This is a genomic window from Amycolatopsis sp. VS8301801F10 (assembly GCF_046195355.1).
Classification (GTDB): domain Bacteria; phylum Actinomycetota; class Actinomycetes; order Mycobacteriales; family Pseudonocardiaceae; genus Amycolatopsis.
The window spans coordinates 2,001,879-2,024,342 of sequence record NZ_CP176065.1 but is presented as its reverse complement, the minus strand read 5'-3'; the positions used below and the strand labels follow the sequence as shown (position 1 = coordinate 2,024,342).

20 protein-coding genes and 1 pseudogene are annotated in these 22,464 nt (G+C 71.0%); 2 read left to right on the top strand and 19 right to left on the bottom strand.

Annotated elements, in window-relative coordinates; all coding sequences use genetic code 11:
• Window positions 1-12: 12 nt before the first annotated feature.
• From panD to F9C11_RS09760, 6 genes and pseudogenes are all read right to left on the bottom strand, one after another.
• A complete protein-coding gene (gene panD / locus F9C11_RS09785) occupies window positions 13-507 on the bottom strand; it encodes an aspartate 1-decarboxylase (protein WP_409184548.1) in 495 nt (164 codons plus the stop codon).
• Window positions 508-519: 12 nt separating this feature from the next.
• Window positions 520-1,428, bottom strand: coding sequence for a pantoate--beta-alanine ligase (panC, locus tag F9C11_RS09780; RefSeq protein WP_409184547.1), 909 nt, complete (start codon window positions 1,426-1,428; stop codon window positions 520-522).
• A pseudogene (locus F9C11_RS09775) lies at window positions 1,425-2,339 on the bottom strand (Rossmann-like and DUF2520 domain-containing protein); the annotation flags it as partial. The gene panC and the pseudogene F9C11_RS09775, both read right to left, overlap by 4 nt.
• Window positions 2,340-2,586: 247 nt before the next feature.
• Window positions 2,587-3,693: a PrsW family intramembrane metalloprotease gene (locus F9C11_RS09770; protein WP_409184546.1), complete on the bottom strand. Its 1,107-nt coding sequence runs from the start codon at window positions 3,691-3,693 to the stop codon at window positions 2,587-2,589.
• 570 nt (window positions 3,694-4,263) lie between these two features.
• Window positions 4,264-6,069 carry a DUF6779 domain-containing protein gene (locus F9C11_RS09765; RefSeq protein WP_409184545.1) on the bottom strand — a complete coding sequence of 602 codons (1,806 nt, stop codon included), beginning with the start codon at window positions 6,067-6,069 and terminating at the stop codon, window positions 4,264-4,266.
• A 69-nt stretch (window positions 6,070-6,138) separates the two neighbouring features.
• Window positions 6,139-6,591 carry a DUF3180 domain-containing protein gene (locus tag F9C11_RS09760; protein ID WP_409184544.1) on the bottom strand — a complete coding sequence of 151 codons (453 nt, stop codon included), beginning with the start codon at window positions 6,589-6,591 and terminating at the stop codon, window positions 6,139-6,141.
• A gap of 70 nt (window positions 6,592-6,661) precedes the next feature.
• Between F9C11_RS09760 and F9C11_RS09755 the strand changes: the two genes are divergently transcribed.
• Window positions 6,662-7,600, top strand: a complete 939-nt coding sequence (locus tag F9C11_RS09755) for a MerR family transcriptional regulator (protein WP_409184543.1) — start codon at window positions 6,662-6,664, stop codon at window positions 7,598-7,600.
• Between the two features lie 32 nt (window positions 7,601-7,632).
• Here the strand turns inward: F9C11_RS09755 and folK are convergent, their stop codons facing one another.
• From folK to dacB, 13 genes are all read right to left on the bottom strand, one after another.
• Complete coding sequence (gene folK / locus F9C11_RS09750) at window positions 7,633-8,127, bottom strand: 2-amino-4-hydroxy-6-hydroxymethyldihydropteridine diphosphokinase (protein ID WP_134728484.1); 495 nt, start codon at window positions 8,125-8,127, stop codon at window positions 7,633-7,635.
• Window positions 8,124-8,483 (bottom strand): dihydroneopterin aldolase, encoded by a 360-nt coding sequence (folB, locus tag F9C11_RS09745; protein ID WP_409184542.1) that lies wholly within the window; start codon window positions 8,481-8,483, stop codon window positions 8,124-8,126. Before folB ends, folK begins: the two co-directional genes overlap by 4 nt.
• Entirely contained in the window at window positions 8,476-9,282 is an 807-nt protein-coding gene (folP, locus tag F9C11_RS09740) for a dihydropteroate synthase (protein WP_409184541.1), read from the bottom strand. Before folP ends, folB begins: the two co-directional genes overlap by 8 nt.
• Before the next feature lie 26 nt (window positions 9,283-9,308).
• Window positions 9,309-9,923 (bottom strand): GTP cyclohydrolase I FolE, encoded by a 615-nt coding sequence (gene folE, locus F9C11_RS09735; protein WP_409184540.1) that lies wholly within the window; start codon window positions 9,921-9,923, stop codon window positions 9,309-9,311.
• Window positions 9,895-12,297 carry an ATP-dependent zinc metalloprotease FtsH gene (gene ftsH, locus F9C11_RS09730; RefSeq protein ID WP_409184539.1) on the bottom strand — a complete coding sequence of 801 codons (2,403 nt, stop codon included), beginning with the start codon at window positions 12,295-12,297 and terminating at the stop codon, window positions 9,895-9,897. The genes folE and ftsH overlap by 29 nt, the downstream gene beginning before the upstream one ends.
• A gap of 205 nt (window positions 12,298-12,502) precedes the next feature.
• Complete coding sequence (locus F9C11_RS09725) at window positions 12,503-13,324, bottom strand: ESX secretion-associated protein EspG (protein WP_409184538.1); 822 nt, start codon at window positions 13,322-13,324, stop codon at window positions 12,503-12,505.
• A 95-nt stretch (window positions 13,325-13,419) separates the two neighbouring features.
• On the bottom strand, window positions 13,420-14,223 hold the full coding sequence (locus F9C11_RS09720) for an ESX secretion-associated protein EspG (RefSeq protein ID WP_409184537.1): 804 nt from the start codon (window positions 14,221-14,223) through the stop codon (window positions 13,420-13,422).
• A gap of 79 nt (window positions 14,224-14,302) precedes the next feature.
• Window positions 14,303-15,598, bottom strand: coding sequence for a hypothetical protein (locus F9C11_RS09715; RefSeq protein WP_409186861.1), 1,296 nt, complete (start codon window positions 15,596-15,598; stop codon window positions 14,303-14,305).
• 125 nt (window positions 15,599-15,723) lie between these two features.
• A complete protein-coding gene (locus F9C11_RS09710; RefSeq protein WP_409184536.1) occupies window positions 15,724-16,092 on the bottom strand; it encodes a hypothetical protein in 369 nt (122 codons plus the stop codon).
• 171 nt (window positions 16,093-16,263) lie between these two features.
• Window positions 16,264-16,818, bottom strand: coding sequence for a hypoxanthine phosphoribosyltransferase (gene hpt / locus F9C11_RS09705; RefSeq protein ID WP_033292892.1), 555 nt, complete (start codon window positions 16,816-16,818; stop codon window positions 16,264-16,266).
• A gap of 3 nt (window positions 16,819-16,821) precedes the next feature.
• Complete coding sequence (tilS, locus tag F9C11_RS09700; RefSeq protein ID WP_409184535.1) at window positions 16,822-17,793, bottom strand: tRNA lysidine(34) synthetase TilS; 972 nt, start codon at window positions 17,791-17,793, stop codon at window positions 16,822-16,824.
• Window positions 17,790-18,806 (bottom strand): zinc-dependent metalloprotease, encoded by a 1,017-nt coding sequence (locus tag F9C11_RS09695; RefSeq protein ID WP_409186860.1) that lies wholly within the window; start codon window positions 18,804-18,806, stop codon window positions 17,790-17,792. Before F9C11_RS09695 ends, tilS begins: the two co-directional genes overlap by 4 nt.
• A 109-nt stretch (window positions 18,807-18,915) precedes the next feature.
• Window positions 18,916-21,762, bottom strand: coding sequence for a D-alanyl-D-alanine carboxypeptidase/D-alanyl-D-alanine-endopeptidase (gene dacB / locus F9C11_RS09690; RefSeq protein WP_409184534.1), 2,847 nt, complete (start codon window positions 21,760-21,762; stop codon window positions 18,916-18,918).
• Window positions 21,763-21,936: 174 nt separating this feature from the next.
• Here dacB and F9C11_RS09685 point away from each other — a divergent pair, with 174 nt between their 5' ends.
• Window positions 21,937-22,455, top strand: a complete 519-nt coding sequence (locus F9C11_RS09685) for an inorganic diphosphatase (protein ID WP_409184533.1) — start codon at window positions 21,937-21,939, stop codon at window positions 22,453-22,455.
• Window positions 22,456-22,464 lie beyond the last annotated feature (9 nt).

Here is a 22,464-nt window from a genome sequence, read left to right as displayed (position 1 = left end):
CGCCGGTACAGGTCAGTTTTCGGCGTGCAGCAACGCGTCGAGACGGCGCGCGTCCGCGGTTTCGGCCACCGGGAAGGTCATCGTGTCCTCTTCGGGCAGCGTGACCGTGCCGCTCAGCAGGCCCGATCCGTCCGGGGCGTGCGCCGGGTCGGTTCCGCGTTCGACGATCCGGTTGTAATCGTCCACAAAGATCACTCGCGGCCGGTAGGCGCGCGCCTCCGCGTCGTCCATCTGCCCGTAGGCGATCAGGATCACCAGGTCGCCCGGGTGCACCAGATGCGCCGCGGCACCGTTGATGCCGATCACTCCGCTGCCGCGCTCGCCGGTGATGACATAGGTTTCCAGCCGGGCGCCGTTCGTGACATCCACAATGGACACCTGCTCGCCCTCGAGCAGATCGGCGGCCTCCATCAGGTCCTCGTCGACCGTGACCGAACCCACGTAGTGCAGGTCGGCCTGGGTCACCGTGGCCCGGTGGATCTTCGATTTCAGCATCGTGCGATACATCGTGGACTCTCCCTATTCCCCTGCGTCCGGATCCCCGCTCGGATGTTCCACGGCTTTTCCGAGCAGCACTCCCGCGTTGTCGATCAGCCGGGTACTCCCCACCCGGGCGGCGACCAGCAACCGCGCTTCTCCGTCGACGGGCGCCGGCCCCAAATCGGTTCCCCTCAATTCCAGGTAATCCACTTCCACCTGGGGACGGGCCGCGAGCGTCTTCCGCGCCATCTCCAGCACGGCCTCCGCCCCGTCCCGCCCGACGTGCGCCCCGGCCGACAACGCGGACGAAAGCACCACGGCGTCTTCCCGTTGTTCCGGCGTCAGGTAGACGTTGCGCGAGGACAGCGCGAGGCCGTCCCGTTCCCGGACCGTCGGCACCCCGATGACGCGGGTGTCGATGTTCAGGTCCGCCACCATCCGCTTGATCAGCACCAGCTGCTGGTAGTCCTTCTCCCCGAAGAACGCGTAATCCGGGCGCAGCAGGTTGAACAGCTTCGCGACGACCGTCAGCACCCCGGAGAAATGCCCGGGCCGGACGGCTCCCTCGAGTTCGTCGCCGAGCGGGCCGGGGTGCACGGTGACCATCGCGTTGTCCGCGTACAGGTCCGAGGCCTTCGGCGTGAAGGCCAGTTCGACGCCTGCTTCGGACAAAGTCGCCAAGTCGGCTTCGAGCTGACGCGGGTACGCCTCGAAGTCCTCGCCCTCGCCGAACTGCAACGGGTTCACGAAGATCGACGCCGCGACGACAGTGTTCGGCAGCCGCTTCGCGCGGCGCAGCAGTTCGCGGTGGCCGTCGTGCAGCGCGCCCATGGTGGGCACCAGCGCGACCTTCCGGCCGACGCTGCGCAGCGCCTGGCTCACCTTGCTGATGTGCTCGGGCGGCTGGAACGTGTTGAGCGTTCCGCGCTGGAATTTCGGTGTCGTCACGGGGTCTGTCCTTCGGCGGGGTCGGCGAGAAGATCGGTCAGTTCGCCCGCGGCCGCGGGATCGAGCAGGCCGGCGGCGCGAGACCGTTCGGCTGTGCGCCGGGCCAGCGCCCGGTAGGCCGGGGCGATCTGCGGCGCCCGCTCCGTGAGCACGTCGAGGTGCTTGCGGACGGTGCCGAGATCACCACGCGGGACCGGTCCGGTGAGGGCGCGGTCCCCGTGGCGAAGGACATTGTCCAATGCCGCCGAAAGCAGCGGTGCGACGAGTCGTTCCGGTTGTCCGATTCCGGCCCCGCGCAGGGTTTCCGTGCAGTCGGCGACCAGCGTCATCAGGTGATTCGCGCCGTGCGCCAGCGCCGCGTGGTACAGCGCCCGCGCGGATTCGGGGACCCGCACCGGCTCGGCGCCCATCTCCACGGCGAGCGCCTCGCCAACGTTCCACGCCGCGTCGTCGTCCGGCGCCGCGGTGACGCCGATGCTTGCCGCGACAAGACGTTCGAGGTCTTCCTCGCGGCCGGTGAAGGTGAGCACCGGGTGCAGCGCGAGCGGCAGCGCACCGGCTTCCGCGGCCGGGGCCAGCACGTCGATGCCGTGCGCCCCTGAGGTGTGCACCACGATCTGCCCCGCGCGTACCGAATTCGTAGCGACCAGACCACGGACCGTGCCGGCGAGCGCGTCGTCCGGCAACGCGAGCAAGACGAGATCAGCTCGCCGCACGACCTCGTCGGGCGGCAGCAAGGGCACCTTCGGCAGCAACCGTTCCGCGCGGTTCAGCGAGGCCGCGGACAGCCCCGAAGCGGCGACTACGGTGTGGCCTGCCCTGGCCAATGCCGCGCCGAGGACACTGCCCACGCGGCCGGCGGAAACGACGCCCACGGCAAGGCGGGCCGGTCGGTTCATGGCGTGCGCCTGTGGACGCTCATGGCTCGAAACTCCTCATGTTCGTTCCAGTCCCGCTCTTTCGTCGCGGGTACCAGACGACGGCGCGAGAGTAGCCCCGACCCGGCCGGATCGCGGTGCCTGGGTGACCAGCTTCACCCGGGGCGTCCCATCGCGCCCGTACCTTATTGGCGCTCGGCTGCCGGCGAACACCGTGGCCGCGAATCCCCCGGTGGGACGCCACTTTTGGCACGGTCGAGCTACCCCGGACGGGGAATGTTCACCGACTGTCGCGATTGTTCGCCAATCGCACCGCATCCGCCCGGGCGTCCCGCAGTGCCTGCAGCAACTCTTCCTGCCGCTGCCGGTCCTGCTCGGTGCGCAACCGCGTACGCCGAAGGAATGCGAGTTCGGTCACGCTCGCCTGATACCGGCCCACTGCCCGCGCCGCGGCCCGCCCGGACTGCTTCCGGGCCTGCTTCCGCCACTGCCGCCGCCCGGGCAAACTGGCGAGCAGCTCGACCTCCGACGGCGCGATCCACCGCGCGGCAGCCATCTTCGGCAACGCGGCGGCGACGATCCGCTGTTCTCTCCGGCGCTGCAGCACGATCACGTAGATCGCGGCGATCAGCAGCGGCAGAATCACCAGGAAATACAGGGTGAGGAAGGACTTCCCGCCGTTGAGCGTGGCCGCGGCGTTCCAGAGCGCGTGCAGGAAGACCCCGGCGAGATACCCGGCGAGGGGCGCGAGAATCCGGACCCACCGCTGCGCGTAGCGAGCCGCGATGCCGAACCCGATGCCGGTCATGGCGGTGAACAACGGATGCGTGAACGGAGAAAGCACGCCGCGCACGAGGAAAGCGGCGAGCACCCCGGAACTGGTGCCGTTGCCGAAGCCGTGGTCAGCGAAGGCGCGGCCGAAGTAATAGATGTTCTCGGTGAAGGCGAACCCGGCGGCCGCGAACCCCGCGTAAACGACGCCGTCGACGATCCCGTCGAATTCCTCGTTGCGCCGCCAGAAGACCAACAGGACAAAGACACCCTTCGCGGCTTCCTCGACCAGCGGCGCGGAGACGAGCGCACTCACCTTGCTGCCATTGCCCCCGCCGAGAAGCAGGTCCCCGAACGCCTCGGCCCCGGTGTTGATCAGCAGCGCGGTGACGGTGGCAATGCAAGCGCCCCAAGCAAATGCGAGGAGAAGCAACTTGGCCGGCTCAGGCTCCCACCGATCAACCCAAAGCAACCCGGCGACCACCACGCCAACCGGCAGCAGCGCGGCGACCACCCCGATCGCGACAGCCATCCACCCGACGCGCGCAGTAGCGAGCCCGAACAGAAAAAGCCCGCACAACGCCACGACGATCAACCCGAGCACCGGAAGGAGCACGGTGACATGCCGAGAACGAGGCGGAGTGGACGCAGAACCCGACGAGCTGGCAGAAAGGGTGCCGTTCACGAGCGGTCACCATACGCAGGCCCCAAAACCCACGCCGGTTGGACGTACCGGGTTCAGCCCTACGCGGGATACCCCCCGGCAACACTCACCCCGGTCCGTGAGGGCCACCTTCACAGACCACCCGCCGCCAGCCCACCACACCGGATGCCCCTACGCCCCGAAACCGCAGCCGCTGCACCCACGAGCGGGCACCCAGCCCTAAAACCGCACCGCCGCACCCAACGAACGACACACCCAGCCCTAAAACCGCACCACTGCACCCAAAGAGCGAGGCACCCAGCCCCAACCCGCAGCCAGTGCACCCAAAGAGCGAGGCACCCAGCCCCTCCCCCGCACCCCGATACGAAGCCTCCCTGCGGTTCGGGGGTGCTTGTCAAGGCATCTTTCCCGCCTTGACAAGCACCCCCGAACCGTCAGCACAATGGGGCTTCGGGGTGCCCCACGCAACCAACGAGGCGCAATGTCGCCCCCAGGGCGACGAGCCGCCCGAGAACGCACCAATCAATCCTCAGCCCGACGCCGCCTACGAGGAGTCCCATCGGCCTTCCCATTAGCCGCAAGCAACTCGGTCACCGACCGCCCAGAAGCATGATGCCCCCCAGAGCCCGCCTCCTCAGCAGCCTCCCAAGCAGGCGGCTCCCCCTCCGGCCGCCTCCGCCGCCCACCAGACGACGGAGCCGATTCAGCATCGGGCCGCCGCCGACGCCCGCCAGTCCCACTGCTCACCGAACTCCGCACCGCCTCCGGCAACGTGGGATTAACCGAGTCAGCCCCATGCCGCCCAGTAGGCGTGTCCTCAGCCAACGGCGACAAATCCGACCGGGAGAACTGCTCCAACCGAGACGGCGCCCGAACCTGCGCCTCCCCGACGCTTTCCTTCTCCGGCGCGTCCGAACCAGGCTCAGCATGCCGAGCAGCCTCAACCGGAGCGGAAACCGCAGTCTGCTCCACAGCTTCATCCCGCGGAGGAGCCGACCGCGCCGCCAACCGAGGCACCGGCCGCTCGTCCTTAACCGGATTGACCGGCTTCACGGGCGCCACCGGCGGCTCCGGCTTGCTCACCGGCGCCACAGTCCGAGTCGGCTGCGCGTCAGTCCGCCGAGCCACCTCCGGCACATCCTTCGACGGCCGAGCCGCCCGCGGACGCGCCTCCCGAACCCGCTCAGCCTCCCGCGGCAACGGCTCAGTCACCTTGCGCGGCCGGACGCTCTCCTGCTCAACCGGCTCCGGAAGGGCCTGCGCCCCGGAGTCCCCAGCCGAACGACGCTCAGCTTCATACGGCTTCGGCGCACCGCCCCGAGGACCACGCTCGGCCTGCGAACCACCCCGAACCGGCCGACCAGCCTGCGGTTCCGGCGCACCGTTCCGCGGCTCCCGCGCGGCGAAAGCGTCCGCCACACTGGCCCGCCCCTCGTGCGGACCCGAATCGCTGCGAGGCACGAACGCCTCCGCCAGGTTGGCCCGAGGATCGCGCCGCGGAGCGGGGTTGTCCGCTTCGACGTCGTCCTCGAACGGCTCCGGCTCGGCGGGCGGTTCCGGGCGCTTCGGCTTGAGCCGCGGCATCTGCTGGGTGCGCAGCTGAGTGGAACGGTCCCCATTCGGTCCGGAACCGTTCAAACCAGCGCTGATCGAGCCGTTCGCGCCAGAAGTCCCGTTGGTCTTCGCGGTCCCGTTCACCGGCGGCCGGCGGCGCTCCGCGGGATTCGCGTCGAGCACCCGGTCCATCAATTCGGTCGGCCGCTCCGGAACATCGACCACCTGCTTCTTCGGAGCGAGCAGCTGAGCCGGTTTCTTGCCATTGCCGTTCTTGGCTTCCGCACCCGCCGAAACGAGCCGCTGCTCGTCGTTCAGCGAGCGCATCCGGGTGGCCTGCGCAGTCAGCGCGACGCGCTCGAGCAGCACCTCGCCGCCGAACAGCGATTGCAGGCTTTCGCGGAGCGCAGCCACTTCGGCACGGAGCGCATCCAATTCTTCGCGCGATCGTGCTTCGGCGGCCTCGCGCGTTTCCGTTTCGAGTTCGAGTTCGTACTCCCGCCGGGCCGCGATCTCGCGTTCCAGCTCGAGTTCGTATACCGCCTGCGCCTCGGCGACCGCCTCCTCGCTGTGCGCCGCGTTCTTGCGGGCCCGGACAGCCAGGAAGGCGCCGATCAGGGCAGCCCAGAGCGCCGCGACGATCCCGAGCCGGAGGTACCGGAGGTCGTCGCTGAGCACCAATGCGAGGGTGGCGCCGACGGCGAGGAGCAATCCGACGACAAGCCACGGCCTGCCAGGGCGGCGGCCGTGCGAGTCGTCACCCACGCCAGTCATGCCTGACACCGTACCTTCTGGTGATCCGAATGAGACCTAGTCGGTACTTCGAGCGGCGCCATCGAAGCGTTAACCGGTCGTTCCCCCGCGCTCCTCCGGCGGCGTCCGGCAGGAGTGCTCGAGCCACAAACCGGCAGCTACGAGCAGCGCCGACGACACCACCCCGACGACCGCCGACTTGCTGTCCGAGACCGCGGCGACGAGTTCGTCACGTCGGGGGAAAACGTAGAGGAACGCGGCCAGCCAGCCGCCGCCGAGAAACGCCCCGGCCAGCGACGACGCCTTCGCCAGCGCCACCGCCCTGGCGATCCCGACCGCCTCGCCGCGCACCCGGCCGGACTTGATCCGCGACCGGATCGACACCGCCAGCCCCGTCTCGGCGACCGCGAGCACCGCGAAGGTCACCCCGGCGAGCAAGGGCAGCTGCGGCAGATCGCCGTAGGCCGCCTGGAACAGCACGTAGACCACGACGAGGCCGAGGACCGCGGCCACGACCAGGTCCCGGGACCGCGTGAAGTGCATGCCTCCACCGTACCGAGCCCGTTCTGGCAGGCTTGACTCTCCAGCGACTGGAGACTCCACCATGCCTGACATGCCTGCCCCCACGGTCTTCACGATCGGCGAACTGTCCCGGCGCACCGGGCTGCCGGTGAAGACCATCCGGTTCTACTCCGACGAGGGCCTGCTCCCGCCCACGCAGCGGACCGGAGCCGGCTACCGGCTGTACGACGCGCACGCGCTCGCCCGGCTGGAGCTGGTGCGGACGCTGCGCGAGCTGGGCATCGGCCTGCCCGACGTGTCCCGCGCGCTGGCGCGCGAGACGACGGTGCGCGACCTGGCGACGAGCCACGTCGACGCCCTCGACGAGCAGATCCGGCGGTTGCGGCTGCGCCGCGCGGTACTGCGCGCGGTGCTGAAACGGGATTCCGAGCTGGAGGAAGTGAAACTGATGAACCGCATCGCCCAAATGCCGGACGAGGAACGCCGCCGTCTGGTCGACGAGTTCTGGGCCGAAATGATGCAGGGACTCGACGTCGATCCCGAGTTCTACGCGCGAATGCAATCAGCCAAACCAGACCTTCCGGAGGATCCGACACCGGAACAACTGGAGGCCTGGATCGAGTTCGCCGAACTCGTGCGAGACCCGGACTTCCGGCAGTCCATCCGCACGATGAGCGAACGGCATTCGGCCACCCGGGAAGCGGGCGAATACGAGCACCCGACGAAGGCTCAGCGGGAGAACTGGGACGCCTGGATGACCGACGCCCGCTCCGCGCTCGACGCGGGCCACGCGCCGGACTCCCCGGCGGGACGAGCGCTGGCGGACGCGATCGCGACCGCCTCGGCCCGCCCCGGCCAGGACCCGGCCGACCCCGCGGTCCGTTGCCAGCTGGCGGACGGAATCGCTGTCGGTGCGGATCCGCGCGCCGAGCGGTACTGGCAGCTGCTCGCGACCATCAACGGCTGGCCCGCCATCCCCAGCCGCCAGGAAGAGGTCCAGTTCCTGCTGGCGGCGCTGCGGGCCTCGTGAGCGCCCACGCCGGTTAGAACCGGCCTAAGCACTCACGACAAGGTGAGGTCGGGCCGCAGGACGACGCCCGCCCGGTCGGCTTCCGGCAGCCGGGCGAGCAGGTCGGCGGCCCGGCCGTGTCCGGGCACCTCGGCGTCCGGGTCGATCTCGAGCCACGGGATCAGCACGCTCGCCCGGTCCGGCGTCCCGGGATGCGGCAGCAGCAGCTCCGGATCGTCGGACGTCACGCCCTGCACGGTCACTATGTCGACATCCAGCGTGCGCGGGCCCCAGCGCAGTTCGCGCACCCGGCCCGCCGCCTGTTCGGCCGCCTGCCCGGCGCGCAGCCACGCCCAGTGGTCGCGCGCCGGGTCGTCGACGATGCACAGCGCGTTCAGGAAATCCGGCTGGTCCTCGACGCCCCAGGCTTTCGTCTCATACACGCCGGACACCGCGACGAGCGCCGGGCGCACCGCGTCGACCGCGCTGCGCAGGTAGCCGAGCCGGTCGCCGAGGTTGGACCCCAGCGACAGCACCGCGCGGCTCATCGCTCCCGCCGGACGGTGACCGCGACGTCGTCGAAGGTCAGCGGAATCGGAGCGGACGGCTTGTGCACGGTGACCTCGACGGCGGTCAGCCGGTCGTCGCGCATGACCTCGTCGGCGATCTTCCCGGCGACGCTCTCGATCAGGTCGTACGGCTCCCCGGCGACGATTCCCGCCGCCAGCTCGGCCAGCTCGCCGTAGTGCAGCGTCTTGGTCAGGTCGTCCGACGCCGCGGCCGGCCCGAGGTCGAGCCACGCGACGATGTCGACGACGAATTCCTGTCCGTCGCGCTTCTCGTGGTCGAAGACCCCATGTCGGCCGAACACGCGCAGACCCGTGAGCGTGATGCGGTCAGCCATTGGCCCGTCCTTGCTGCCAGGCCGCGGCCACCGCCACGGCGTCCAGTGATGCCCCCACCTCGTGCACGCGCACGCCCCAAGCGCCCGCCGCCGCGGCCAGCGCCGAGATCGACGCGGTGGCGATCTCGCGGCCGTCCGGCGGCCTCGGCACGCCGTCCTTCCCGGCCAGCAACCGGCCGAGGAAACGCTTGCGCGAAGCACCCACCAGAACCGGGAAACCCAAGCCCACCAACGAATCCAGCCCGTGCAGCAACGCCCAGTCGTGCTCGGCGTGCTTCGCGAACCCGAGCCCCGGGTCGAGCACGATCTCGCTCTCGGACACCCCGGCCGCGACCGCCTCGTCGATCCGCTGCAGCAGCTCGCCGCGCACCTCGGCGACCACGTCGGTGTACGTGGCCAGCGCGTTCATGTCCTTGCTGTGCCCGCGCCAGTGCATCAGCACCCACGGCGCCTTGGTTTCCGCCGCGACCCGACCCATCGCCGGATCGGCGAGCCCGCCGGACACGTCGTTGATCACCTTCGCGCCAGCCGCCACCGCGGCTTCCGCGACCGCGGCCCGCGTGGTGTCGACCGACAGCACGACGCCCTCGGAAGCCAGCTGCCGGATCACCGGCAAAACGCGCGCGGCCTCGGTCTCCGCGTCCACCCGCGAGGCGCCCGGCCGCGTCGATTCGCCGCCGACGTCGATCAGGTCCGCACCGCGCGCCCACATCTCGCGCGCGTGCTCCAGCGCCTGGTCGAGATCGAGGTAGCGGCCGCCGTCGGAGAACGAATCGGGCGTCACGTTCAGCACGCCCATCACGGCGCACCGCCCCGGCCGGGGGATCACCGGCGCCCCCGGATCAGCTCGATCGCCTCGGCCCGCGACGTCGCCGACGACCGCAGCATCCCGCGCACCGCCGACGTGGTGGTCCGCGAACCGGGCTTGCGGATCCCGCGCACCGACATGCACAAATGCTCGGCCTCGACGACCACGATCACGCCCCGCGGCTCCAGCCGGCGCACGAGCGCGTCGGCGATCTGCGAGGTGAGCCGCTCCTGCACCTGCGGGCGGCGAGCGTAGAGATCGACGAGCCGGGCGAGCTTCGACAGCCCGGTGACCTTGCCCTCGCCGTTCGGGATGTAGCCGACGTGGGCCACTCCGTGGAACGGGAGGAGGTGGTGCTCGCAGTTGGAATACATCGGGATGTCCGTGACGAGCACGAGTTCCTCGTGCGATTCGTCGAACGTCCGCGCCAGCACCTCGTCCGGATCGGTGTAGAGGCCGGCGAACATTTCCCGGTAAGCGCGAGCGACCCGGGCCGGGGTGTCCTGGAGACCATCCCGATCCGGGTCTTCGCCGCAGGCGAGCAGCAGCTCGCGAACGGCGCGCTCCGCCCGGTCCTGATCGAAGACCGGGCGGATGCCGTCTTTACTGCTTGTCTGATCCGTCGACGTCACGCCGATGCTGCCCCTCGTCCGGCTGCTGGCCGTTCGCGCCGTCGGCGAACCAGCCCTGCTCACGCGGACGGTCTTCGGCGGGGCGCCACGGCTGCTGGCCGCCCGGGGACGTCGCCGGGGTCCAGCCCGGAGGCGCCCCGTAGTTCGGCGGTCCGCTCTGCGCACCGCCCGGGCCACCGGGCTGGTAGCCGCCGCCTGCCGGACCGCCCGGCTGCTGCTGACCACCATACGGCTGGCCCCAGCGGCCGGTGCCGTTCGGCCCGCCCGGACGGCCGCCGTTGGGCGGCGGGGCGTACGGGTTCGCGTTCGGGTCCGGAGCCTGGTACGGCGGACCGCCGGGCAGCTCGCCCGCGCCCGGCGCGGTGCCGACCGGGGTCGGAGCGGGCTGCAGGGCGCGCTTTTCCTTCTCCGGAGCCGGCGGCGGCCACGGCTCGCCGCGCTCCATCGCCAGCTCACCCGGGGTCTTGATCGGCGGCTTGTCCGACGGCGTGCGCTCGCCGAACTCGTTGAAGACGGTGATGTGCGGGCGCTTCTCGACCGTCGCGAAGATCCGCTCGAGGTCCTTGCGCTGCAGCGTTTCCTTCTCCAGCAGCTCCATGACCAGGTTGTCGAGCACGTCGCGGTAGGTGTTCAGCACGTGCCACGCCTCGGTGTGCGCGGTCTCGATGAGCTTGCGCACCTCCTCGTCGATCTCGTGCGCCACCTCGAGCGAGTAGTCGGCCTGCCTGCCCGCGGACCGGCCGAGGAACGGGTCGCCCTGCTCCTGGCCGTACTTCACCGCGCCCAGCCGCGCGCTCATGCCGTATTCGGTGACCATCGCGCGGGCGATCTTCGTCGCCTGCTCGATGTCCGAGGACGCACCGGTGGTGGGCTCGTGGAACACCAGTTCCTCGGCCGTGCGGCCGCCCATCGCGAACACCAGCCGCCCGATCATCTCCGACCGGGTCATCAGCTGCTTGTCGTCCTCGGGCACCAGCAGCGCGTGCCCGCCGGTGCGGCCGCGCGGCAGGATGGTCAGCTTGTACACCGGTTCGATGTCCGGCATCGCCCACGCGGCGAGCGCGTGCCCGCCCTCGTGGTAGGCGGTGATCTTCTTCTCCTTCTCGGAGATGATCCGGCTCTTGCGCGCGGGACCGCCGACCACCCGGTCGACCGATTCCTCGAGCGCGGCGTCGGTGATCACGTGCCCGTTCTCGCGGGCGGTGAGCAGCGCGGCCTCGTTCAGCACGTTGGCCAGGTCCGCACCGGACATGCCGACGGTGCGCTTGGCCAGCCCGGTCAGGTCGGTGCCCTGCGCGATCGGCTTGCCCTTGGCGTGCACCTCGAGGATCGCCTTGCGGCCGAGCAGGTCCGGCGCGGACACCGGGATCTGCCGGTCGAACCGGCCAGGGCGCAGCAGCGCCGGGTCGAGGATGTCCGGCCGGTTGGTGGCCGCGATCAGGATGATGCCGCCGCGGGCGTCGAAGCCGTCCATCTCGACCAGCAGCTGGTTCAGCGTCTGCTCGCGCTCGTCGTGGCCGCCGCCGAGGCCGGCGCCGCGCTGGCGGCCGACCGCGTCGATCTCGTCCACGAAGATGATGCACGGCGCGTTCTGCTTCGCCTGCTCGAACAGGTCGCGGACGCGCGAGGCGCCGACACCGACGAACATCTCGACGAAGTCCGAACCGGAGATCGTGTAGAACGGCACGCCCGCCTCGCCGGCGACCGCACGCGCGAGCAGCGTCTTGCCGGTGCCTGGCGGTCCGTAGAGCAGGACGCCCTTCGGGATCTTCGCGCCGAGCGCCTGATATCGCGCCGGGTTCTGCAGGAAGTCCTTGATCTCGTACAGCTCTTCGACCGCTTCGTCCGCGCCCGCGACGTCGCCGAAGGTGGTCTTCGGCATGTCCTTGTTGAGCTGCTTCGCCTTCGACTTGCCGAAGTTCAGGACGCGGTTCCCGCCGCCCTGCGCGTTGTTCATCATCCACATCAGCAGGCCGAGCACCAGCGCCAGCGGGACGGCGAAGATGAGGATCTGGGTCAGCAGGCTCTGCTGGGTGACCTTGGTGGTGAACTTGATCGGCTGACCGCCGTTCTGGGCGGTGATCAGCTTGTCGTAGATCTCGTGCGTGGCGTTCGCGGGGAACTGCGCGACGATCTTGTCAGTCTGCTGGCCGTCGACGTCGATCTTCTGCGCGAGCAGCAGTTTGAGCTGCTGCTCCTTGTCCTCGAGGCTGGCTTCCTTGACGTGGCTCTGGGCGACCTGGCCCATCGCCGTCGAGATCGGAGCCTGGGTATAGCCACGATCGCTGTCGAAGATCGTGTTGTAGGCCAGCACCGCCAGCAACCCCGCGACGATCCACAGCAGTGGGTTCCTGAGCACGCTCTTCCGGTTCATACGACTCGGCCCTTGCGGCCTCGACCCTCCCTGGTTGGGCGGATCCTGTGATACCCGCCATCGCGATCTTGACAACCCGTGGGCACCGCCGGGCACCCGTCCCACCAGGGTACCGTCCGGACGGGCGGGGAAGCCTGGCGAGCCTCTCGCAGGTCAACGGCCAATCCCGCGCCAGGGTTCCCGGGCCGGTCGGCACGTCGGCCGGTCACCGCGTGTCGACCGCCACCGAGGCCGCCATTTCCCCCAGCCTGCTGCGCAGCGTGGCCGGGTCCGCCGGGGCGACGGTGACCCATTCGCGGCCGTCCGAACCCGCCCTCGACAAGCTCAAATACCGTCCGGTGGCGGTGTCGAACCAGCCCAGCACCCGCGACCGCTGCCGCGTTCCCAGCGACGACCTGCTGTTCGCTGCCAGCTGACCGCCGCGCAGCCGCGGCTGGCCCGCGATGAGCGCGTAAGCCTCGCGCGGGTCCACGGTGACGCGCTCGCTGAGCGACTGCCGCTTCGCGCGCCGCCCGCCCTTCTCCTCGGACTGGCCCCCGCCCGCCGCGACCGGAACCCGGATCGGCTGGATGCGCAGCGCCTCGTCCAGCGGAAGCGTGACCGACGCCTCACTGCCGCGCGGACCGCCGGGCAGCAGTTCGACGATCGTGGACACCAGCCCGTCCGGCGGGATCGCGCGCAGCCAGATGCCGTCCGCGTCCTGGATCGCGACCACGCCGGTGCGCTCGTCGCCCGCGGCGAGCAGCGCGACCGGATGCGCCTCGAACTGCGGGATGTGCAGCGCGTCGATGGAATGCGGGGCGCGCGCGAGCAGGGTCAGCCAGTCTTCGACGTCGGGTTCGACCCGGCCGCGCGCGTCGCGGATGCCGCGGGCCTTCAGCTCGGTGTCGACCCGGTGCCGCAGCGACACGCGCTCGTCCATCGTCGCGCCGTGCGAGCGCACGCGCAGCGGGTAGGGCAGCTCGCCCAGCTCCATCGACTCCCACAGGAAGTCGAATGCCAGCGGCGAGAAGAACTCTTGATGCATCCGGTGCTGCTCACCCTCCGGTCAACGATTTCCCGCCCAGCGTAGCGCCGGACCGGCAGTCTTCAAGCGCCCTGCGCCCGCGCTGGTCGGTTCGGTCAGAAGGCGCCCGCGCTGGCCTGGTCGGCCACGCTGGCGAGCATTTCGCCGAGCCGGTGCCGCAAGGTCGCCGGGTCGGCGGGCGCGATGGTGATCCAGTCGCGTCCGTCGTGGCCCTGGCTTGCCTGCGTGAAGTACCGGCCGGTTTCGGTGTCGAACCAGCTCAGCACGGTCGACCGGCTGCGGCCGCCGAGGCGGTTGCGGGCGTTCGCGCCGATCTGGCCGCCGCGCAGCCGCTGCTGGGCGTGCAGCCGGGCGAGTGCCTTGCGGTCCTCGTCCACGCTCGCGCGGCCGGAGGCGTCCACCTGGTTGCCGCGCCGCTGCATGAAGTCGACCCCGGACGCGCCGACCAGCTGCTCCAGCGGCACGGTGATCGACTTCTCGGTGCCGCGCGGGGCGCCCGGCAGGAGCGAAATGATCGCCGTGGCCAGTCCGTCCGGCGCGCACGGGTGCAGGTGCAGTCCGCGCTGGTCCTGCACCGCGAACAGGCCTTCGCCGTTCGCGCTGCCCGCGACCGCGAGCAGCGGTTCGCCGTTCGGGTCGAGCAGCTGGACGGTGTCGAGACTGACGTCCGGCGAGGCGAGAATGCCGAAATAGTCCTCGACGTGCGGGGCGGGCCTGCCCCGGTCGTCGGCGAGCCCGCGGTCGGCCAGCGCGCCCAGCGTGCGCGTGCGCAGCGCCGAGCGCTCGTCCATCGTCGCGCCGTGCGAACGGATCCGCAGCGGATACGGCAGCTCGCCCATCCCGGCCGACTCCCACAGGAAGTCCACCTCGATCGGCGCGAGCAGCTCCGCGTTCGGCATCGACCAACCCCCTACCCCACGTGATTGCGAACGCTCGCGGGCGCGTGACCTTGCCGGTCACGCGCCCGCGAGCAGTGCGTCAGTTGTCGTCGTCCGACCACGCGCCGATGACCGGCGGCGGGGTGGCCTGGTTGGCCCCGAACGCGTCGTCCGGGTCCGGTTCGATGAGGAACGAGGCGTGCGTGTGCTCCTCGTCCTCCTCGCCGGCGCCGTGCGCGCCCGCACCGCCCATGCCGCCCATCGGGCTCATGCCCTGCGACTGGCCGATGGTGCCGCTCGCCGGGACGACGCCCTGCTGCTGCGGAGCCGCCGACGCGGCGCTCTGCCCGCTCTGGTGCTCGGACGCCGCGGAGGTCTTGCCTTCCTCCTCCTTGCGCGAACCGCTGCGGTTGCCCTCGCCGAGCTTGCCGCCGGCGAATCCGGCTCCCGCGCCGATGGCGCCGAGGCCGAGCGCCGCGCCGACCCCGCTGCCGCCGGTGCTCGCGGGCGCCGCGGCGACCGGGGCCGCGCCGACGCCGGAACCGGTGCCGACACCGGCGCCCGCGGCGAGCGCGCCGCCCTCGAGACCGGAGGTGCCGTACTTGCCCGAGTCAGCCGAGACGTGCGCCGGAGCGCCGTGCCCAGCGACTGCCGCGCCGCCGGGCCCGCCGTGCGCGCCCACCGTGCCGAAGCTGGCCGGGGAGCCGAGCGCGCCCGGAGCGTCGGTGTGGCCGACGGTGCTGACGTTGTTGAAGGAGTTGCCGTTGAAGTGCGTCGCGGTCGGCTTCATGCCGAGCGAGTCCGGGCCGAAGCTCGGGGTGGAGCTGTCGACCTCGCTCATCGCCTGGGTGTAGGCGTTGAAGAAGGCGACCTGCTGCGCCTTGACGTCGTTCGCGGCGTCCGCCTGCGCCTTCTGGTCCGCGGCCAGCGCGGCCGGGCCGCCCGCGAGCGCGGCCGCCATGGCCTGCTTCGGGTCGTAGTCGCGCGGGGCGGGCATCTTCTTGACCTCGGCGGCCGCGGCGGCCTGGCGGGCGAGCCGGTCGGCCATCGTGTGCGCGGCGTCGGAGGCCTGGGTGCCCGAGTTGGCGATCGCCACGAGCGCGCCCTGCGCACCCGCCGCGCCCTGGCCGACCCAGACGTTGCCCAGTTCGGTGATCGCGTTGTACAGGTCGTCGGACGCCTGCTTCAGCTCGGTGCCGTGCTTGGCCCAGTGCTGCCCGGTGGCCTCGGCGGTGCCCGGGTCGTTGTCCGTGGTCGCGCCGACGTAGAGCTGGTGGCTTTCCTGCGCCTGCCAGTTCGGCGGGTTGGCGATGGCGCGGTCGCCGCCGATCTCGAACCCGCCGGAGCTGCTGCGCGCCGACGCGACGATCTCGTTGGCCGCCGGGTTGGAGCCCATCGCCACGGTCGAACCGGGCGCGGGGACCGAGGACGACGTGCCGTAGCCGGAGGTGTTGTAGCCCGATCCGTCCGGGGCCGAGGTGGTGGTGTTCGGTGCCATGACTGCGTGATCCCCCTAGGACGTCAGGCCTTGCTGCGGAACGGGTCGCCGGCGGACTGGTCGAACTCGTGGTAGCGGGACATCGCCGCGACGATGCCTTCCTCCGCCACCTGGTACTGGCTGAGCAGGTTCTGCAACGCGGACGAGTAGGAGTCGCCGCCGCCGTCGGCGCGCTGCACGAACTTCGTCGCCATCGCCTTGCCGACCGGGTTCGCGCCGAGCTTCGGCGGCTGCGCGAGCGTGCCCGCGCTGTTCAGAAGAGCTTCGATCGCGTCCCGCCCGGTCCGGATCTTCTTCAGCACGGTCTGCGCGGCATCCGGGTCGATCCCGACCTGGCCGTTGACAGCGGCGTTCTTGAACGCCGCGGCATCCGCCGAGCTGTTGTTGCCCATCTGCCCTCTCTCCGTTCCCCCGCGCGAGGACCAGCCCGTCGGCTGGTGTCACTCGTCCGCATGGCAATAGGTCTTCGCATAGGTTAACGCACCTGGTCGAGCCCTATGACGCGATTTCGGGCTTCCGGGTTCCAGACCCGAAAGAGTTATCGCGAACCGAGACGATCCGGACTATCCGGACGTGTAGACGTGCGGGTCCAGCGTGCCGATGTAGGGCAGGTCGCGGTAGCGCTCGGCGTAGTCGAGGCCGTAGCCGACGACGAACTCGTTGGGGATGTCGAAGCCGATGTACTTCACCGGCACCTCGACCTTCACGGCTTCCGGCTTGCGCAGCAGCGAGACGACCTCGAGCGAGGCCGGGTTCCGGCTCGCCAGGTTCTTCAGCAGCCAGGACAGGGTGAGCCCGGAGTCGACGATGTCCTCGACGATCAGCACGTCGCGCCCGGCGATGTCGCGGTCGAGGTCCTTCAAGATCCGCACCACCCCCGACGACGAGGTCGAAGACCCGTAGGACGACACGGCCATGAACTCCAGCTGCGCCGGCACCGGAAGCGCCCGCGCGAAGTCGGTCATGAACATGACGGCGCCCTTGAGGACGCCGACCAGGAGGAGGTCGCCCTGGCCGTTTTCCGGGTGGTCCGCGGCGATCTTCGCCGCCAGCTCCGCGATCTTGTCCTTGATCTGCTGCTCGGTGATGAGCACGGAGGCGATCTCGCCCTCGTACACGCGTCATTCCCCTCGGGTGGTGGGTTCGGGTCCGGCAAGCGAGAGCCTGCCACGCCGCCGTCGAGCCTCCAAGTTGCCCGGCAGCCACACCCCGCCCTGACCCCGCCAACGGGCCACGAGCGCGTCGACCGAACGCAGGTGCGCGTCGGTCAGTTCGCGGACCCCGGAGTCCAGCAGCCACCTGCGGAGAACCCGTCTGCGCAGCGCAGCGGGCTCGGCCGCGAGCACAGCTACGTCGAGGTCGTCTTCGCGGGTCGCGCGCTCGTGTACGCGCGCGGCGAGTGTGTCCAACGCCTCGGTGTCTTCGCGCAGCTGTGCGGCCGTACGGGCTAAAGCTGGAGCGACTCCACCCGACAGCACGTCCTCCAGGAGCGGCAGCGCTTCCGTACGCAGCCGTACGCGGGTGAAGCGCGGATCTGCGTTGTGCGGGTCTTGCCACGGCTCCAGACCGAGTTCTGTGCACGCCGCGACGGTTTGCGCGCGAGTGATGCCGAGCAACGGACGACCCCACGGCGGATCGTGTGGACGCATGCCGGCCAACGAGCGCGGTCCGGAGCCGCGGCCTAGCCCGAGCAGCACTGTCTCGGCTTGGTCGTCTTGGGTGTGGCCGAGCAGTACGAGCCCTTCACCGTTCGGCAACGCTTCGCGCAGCGCGTGGTACCTCGCAGCGCGCGCCGCTGCTTCGGGACCACCTTTGCCTACAACGTGTACGGCATGCACTTCAACGACGTCGATGCCAAGGCCCTTCACGACTGTCGCGGCTTCAGCGGCAACGACGGCGGAATCGGCCTGGAGGCCATGGTCGACGATGAGCGCCCGCGTACGGACGTCTCGATGCCGAAGGACGTACGCCGTCGCTTCAGCGAGCGCTAGCGAGTCCGCGCCGCCCGACACCGCGACGCACACTTCGCCGGGAACAGCGACTGTCGCTAGGAAATCGCGGACCGCTGTCCGGACCGCGGCGAGCGCGTTCACCCGTGCAGGCGCCGCACCCAGGCCGCGGGGTCGGCGATCTCGGCGCGCGTCGGCAAGGTGTTCGGCGAGCGCCACACCTTGTTGAACCCGTCCATCCCGACCGCGTCGACCACGTGCCGCGTGAACTTCGCGCCTTCCTCGTACTGGCGGATCTTCGCGTCGAGGCCGAGCACCGCGCGCAGCAGCCGGTCGAAAAGCCCGCCGCCCTGGCGCCGCGCGGTGAACCGCGCCCGGATCTGCTCGACGCTGGGCACGACCTGCGGGCCGACCGCGTCCATCACGTAGTCCGCGTGGCCCTCCAGCAGCGTGGACAGCGCCAGCAGCCGGTCGAAAACCGAACGCTCCTTCGGCGACTGCAGCAGCTCCGCGATGCCGCCGCCCTTGCCGCGATTGCGCAGCGCGTCCGGCAGCCGGCCGACCAGTTCGGCGAGGCCTTCGGCGGAGCTTTCCGCGATCCCGGACACCAGCCGTTCGACCTCGTCGGCGAAGTAGTCGCGCAGCCACGGCACCGCGGTGAACTGCAGCCGGTGCGTGCATTCGTGCAGGCAGACCCACAGCCGGAAATCGTGCGCGGGGACCTTCATCGCGCGTTCGGCGGCCACCACGTTCGGCGCGACGAGCAGCAGCTCGCCCTTGTTCTCCGGACCGCCGAACGGGTCGTACTGGCCGAGCACTCGGGACGCCAGGAACGCGAGCAGCAGCCCGGTCTGCACGCCCGCGCCGGACGCCAGGATCGGGCCGAGCGGACCGCCTTGCGCCGCGGGCAGCGCGCGCCCGGTGAGCACGCCGAGACCGGACGCGGCGGACCGGACCCAGCCCGGCCGGTCGACCACGGTGCCGGGCAGCAGCGGCAGGTCGCGGCCGAGTCCGGTCAGCTCGCGGACGTGCCCCTCGGCCTCGGCGGTCAGCTCGCGCAGGTCGACCACGGCGCGGTCGGCCTCGCCTCGGGCGACCTGCGGGCCGCCGCGCACCAGCAGCGCGCCGGTGGCGGCCGCCCGGTCCCAGTCGACCATGGGCCGCCGTCGGGTCTCGGTTTCCTGGCTCACCCCTCCGACGCTACCTGCCGGTCGGAGATTGTGGGCAGCTCAGCCGAACCGGTTCAGCGAGTCGGCCCAGCGCCGGTTACTTGCAGCCACAGCCTCGCAAGGCCGTCGCCAGCACGTCGAGCGCCGCCTGCCCGGAGTTCTTCTCCGAACCGTTGGACATGAACGCGAAGGCGAGCACCCGGTTGTCGCTGTCGAGCACATACCCCGCGAGGGTGTTGACGCCGGTAAGCGTGCCGGTCTTGGCCCGCACCCAGCCCCTGCCCCCTTGGGTTTCGCCCGAGTGGTAGCGGCCGTGCAGCGTGCCCTCCGGGCTGCCCGCGACCGGCAGCCCGGCCAGCAGCGGACGCAGCTTCGGCGTGTTCGGGTCCTTGCCGTCCGGACCGGCCGCCGCGGCGAGCACCTGAGCCAGCAGCCTGGCCGGCACCTTGTTCTGATTGGACAGTCCGCTCGTGTCGAACAGCTGCAGGCCGTTGACGTCGAAACCGTGGTCCGCCAACACCTTCTTCACCGCGGCGGACGCACCGGCGAACGACGCTTCCCCGCCGGTGGCCATCGCGACCTGGCGGCCGAGCGCGTCGGCGAGCACGTTGTCGGAGATCTGCAGCAGCGCGTACGCGAGGTCCGGCAGCGGAGCCGACTGGACCTCGCCGAGCACCTTCGCACCCTCGGGAGCCTTGGCGGCACCGGCCGGGCTCGCGCCGAGCTTGTCCGCGACGAGCTGGGTGAGCGCGGTTCCCGGGTTGGCCGAGCGCATCGTCTCGTCGACCTTCGGATTGCCGCGGCCGCCGTCGGTCATGGCCGGGACGATCGGCGCGCCGAACAGCGACGGCGCGTCGCCCGGCTCCCAGCCCGGCGCGGTGTTCGGGCCGGTGTAGGCGCTCGCGTCGAGCTGCACCTTCTTGATGTCGCCGCCGGCCTTCTTGGCCTGGTTGACGAGGTCGTCGAGGTGCGCCGCGCCCGGGTAGAGCGGCGAATCGGTGCCGACCGGCAGCGCGGTCAGCGACGGGTCGCCGCCGCCGACGATGATCACGGTGCCCGGCTGCGCGCCCTGGACGATCTTGGTGGAGATCCGCTTCGTCGGCTCCATCGCGAGCAGCGCCGCGGCGACGGTGAGGATCTTCGTGGTCGACGCCGGGGTCAGCGGAGTGTTCGACGCGTGGTCCCACAGCACGGTGCCGCTGGCCGGGTCGATCACGCTGCCGCTGAGCTGCGAGAGCGCCGCCGCGCCGGCCGGACCGGAGAGCTTCGCGGCCACGCCGTTCGCGGACGGTCCCTGCCCGGAGGTGTCCGGGCCGTGCAGCGCGAGGCTGGCGTCGGCGGGGTCGGGTTCGCTGCCCTTCGGCGCGTTCGGCGCCCACGGCAACCCGAGCCGGTTGGACACCGCGGGCACGGCCGACGCACCCCCTGCGGCGGCGAGCAGAAGCAGCACGACGAGCGCCAGGACCAGCACCTTCCGGCGAGGCTTCTTCGGCGCGTCGTCCGCGGGCGGGACCGGCCCGGCACCGGCGGGCGGCTCCGGAGGCGACTGCTCCGCGGCGGCGCGCGGCGGAATCTGCTCCGGACCTGGCCGCTCCGCGAAGCCTTCCGCGGGCCGGGGAATGCCGACGGTCGCCTCAGACGGGCCCTGCTGCATGTCGGGTGCGCTCGGGAAACCCTCGGCCGGACGCGGGATCCCGACAGTCGCCTCCGCCGGGAACTGATCCCCGGACGGGTCGATCCGCATCGGCCGCACCTGCCCGCCGCCCGCGGGCGGAACGGTGCCGGGCGCGGGTTCGGGCAGGGCGGGCCGGACGGGGATTTCGATCTGCTGCGACCACTCCCCGGAACCGGATTCGTTCCGATTGCCCTGCGACTCGTCGGGGCGACCCCGGTTTTCCTGCGCTTCGTTGCCCGGACGGCCTGGCTGAGCCGGGTTGAGCCGCACCGCGCCCGGGACCGACTCGTCGGGGCGGCCCCGGTTTTCCTGCGCTTCGTTGCCTGGACGACCGGGCTGAGCCGGATTGAGCCGCGCGGCGGCGGACCCGGCTTCCGGGCCCGATTCGCCCCGGAAGCCCGGCTGGTTCTGTTCCTCGGCGCGGCCGGGCTGAGCCTGACCAGCCGTCCCTTCACCGCCACGACCCGGCTGCGCGGAGCCGGCAGCGTCGCCGGAGTCGTTGCGGAAGGCGGTCCAGCCCTCCTTGGGCGGCTCCTGCCCCTGCTCGTCCCGCGCGACAACCGGCCGGAACGCCGCCCAGCCCTGGTTGTTCTCGCCCGTTCCCGGGGTCTCGTCCCGGAACGCGGCGAACTGCTGTCCCTGTTTCTCCTCGGGCCGAGCAGCCCCAGCGGACCCAGCGGACTCGGCAGGCTGGCCGGACTGGAACGGATTCCACCCCTGCCCCTCGCCCGAAGACGCGGAACCCCCAGCGGGCTCGAACAGCGAGTTCCCCGGCTTCCGCGCGGCCTGCCAGGCGGGCGAGGACTCCTGCTGCCCGCCTTGCCCAGCCGAGACGTTCGGCTGCGCCCGGACCGTCTGCTCCGCGGCCCCCTCGGCGTCCGGGCGGCTCGCGTTGTCGCCCGGCCTCGGCACCCCGGCCGCGAACCGGGTCGGGCCCTCCACCGGGACCCAGGGCGCCTGCGGTTTCGGTGCCTCGGCCCGAGGGGGCATCGAGGTGCCGCTCACCCGGTCCGCGAGGTTCGACCGCGGCGGTTCCGGCGGCGGGACGGGAGCGTCCGAGGGGGCGTTCAGCCCGGGGACCTCCTCCGGCGGGACGTTCGGCCGGAACCACGATCCCGGGCCGTCGCCAGGTGTGACGTTGGGCACGGAAAGCTGCGCGGTGGCTCCCGCGTCGCGCTTGGGCAGGGGGAGGCGGGAAGTCGCCCGGTCCGGCTGCGACGAGGTGTCCTCGTCGCCCGTGGGCCACCTCGGCTGGTCGTTTTCCGGCACCCACCACTCCTTCTCACCCGCCCCCGGAGGGGCCAAGGTCACATGCCGTCTGGCCGACATCGGCGCGACCGGCCGACGGGGCGTAGTCCACACTAGTGACGTCAACGAGGTCATGAGGTTGCCGCCCACGAGCGCGTGGCACACCGAGAGTCAACAGAAGCAGCGAGGACGGCCGTGGAATTCGACGTCACGATCGAAATCCCCAAGGGGGAGCGCAACAAGTACGAGGTCGACCACAAGACCGGTCGGATCAAGCTCGACCGGACCCTGTTCACCGCGACCCAGTACCCGGCCGACTACGGCTTCATCGACGACACGCTCGGCCAGGACGGCGACCCGCTCGACGTGCTCGTGCTCGTCCAGGAGCCGACGTTCCCCGGCTGCCTGATCCGCTGCCGCGCGATCGGCATGTTCCGGATGACCGACGAGAAGGGCCCGGACGACAAGGTCCTCGCCGTCCCGACGAACGACCCGCGCCTTGAGCACCTGCGGGACATCCACCACCTGAACGAGTTCCACAAGCTCGAGATCCAGCACTTCTTCGAGGTGTACAAGGACCTCGAGCCGGGCAAGAGCGTCGAGGGCTCGTCCTGGGTGGGCCGCGCCGACGCCGAGTCGGAGATCACCCGCTCGTACGAGCGCGAGAAGGACCGCCTCGCCAAGGAAGAGATCAACGGCGAAGCGCACCACTGAGCCACGCGA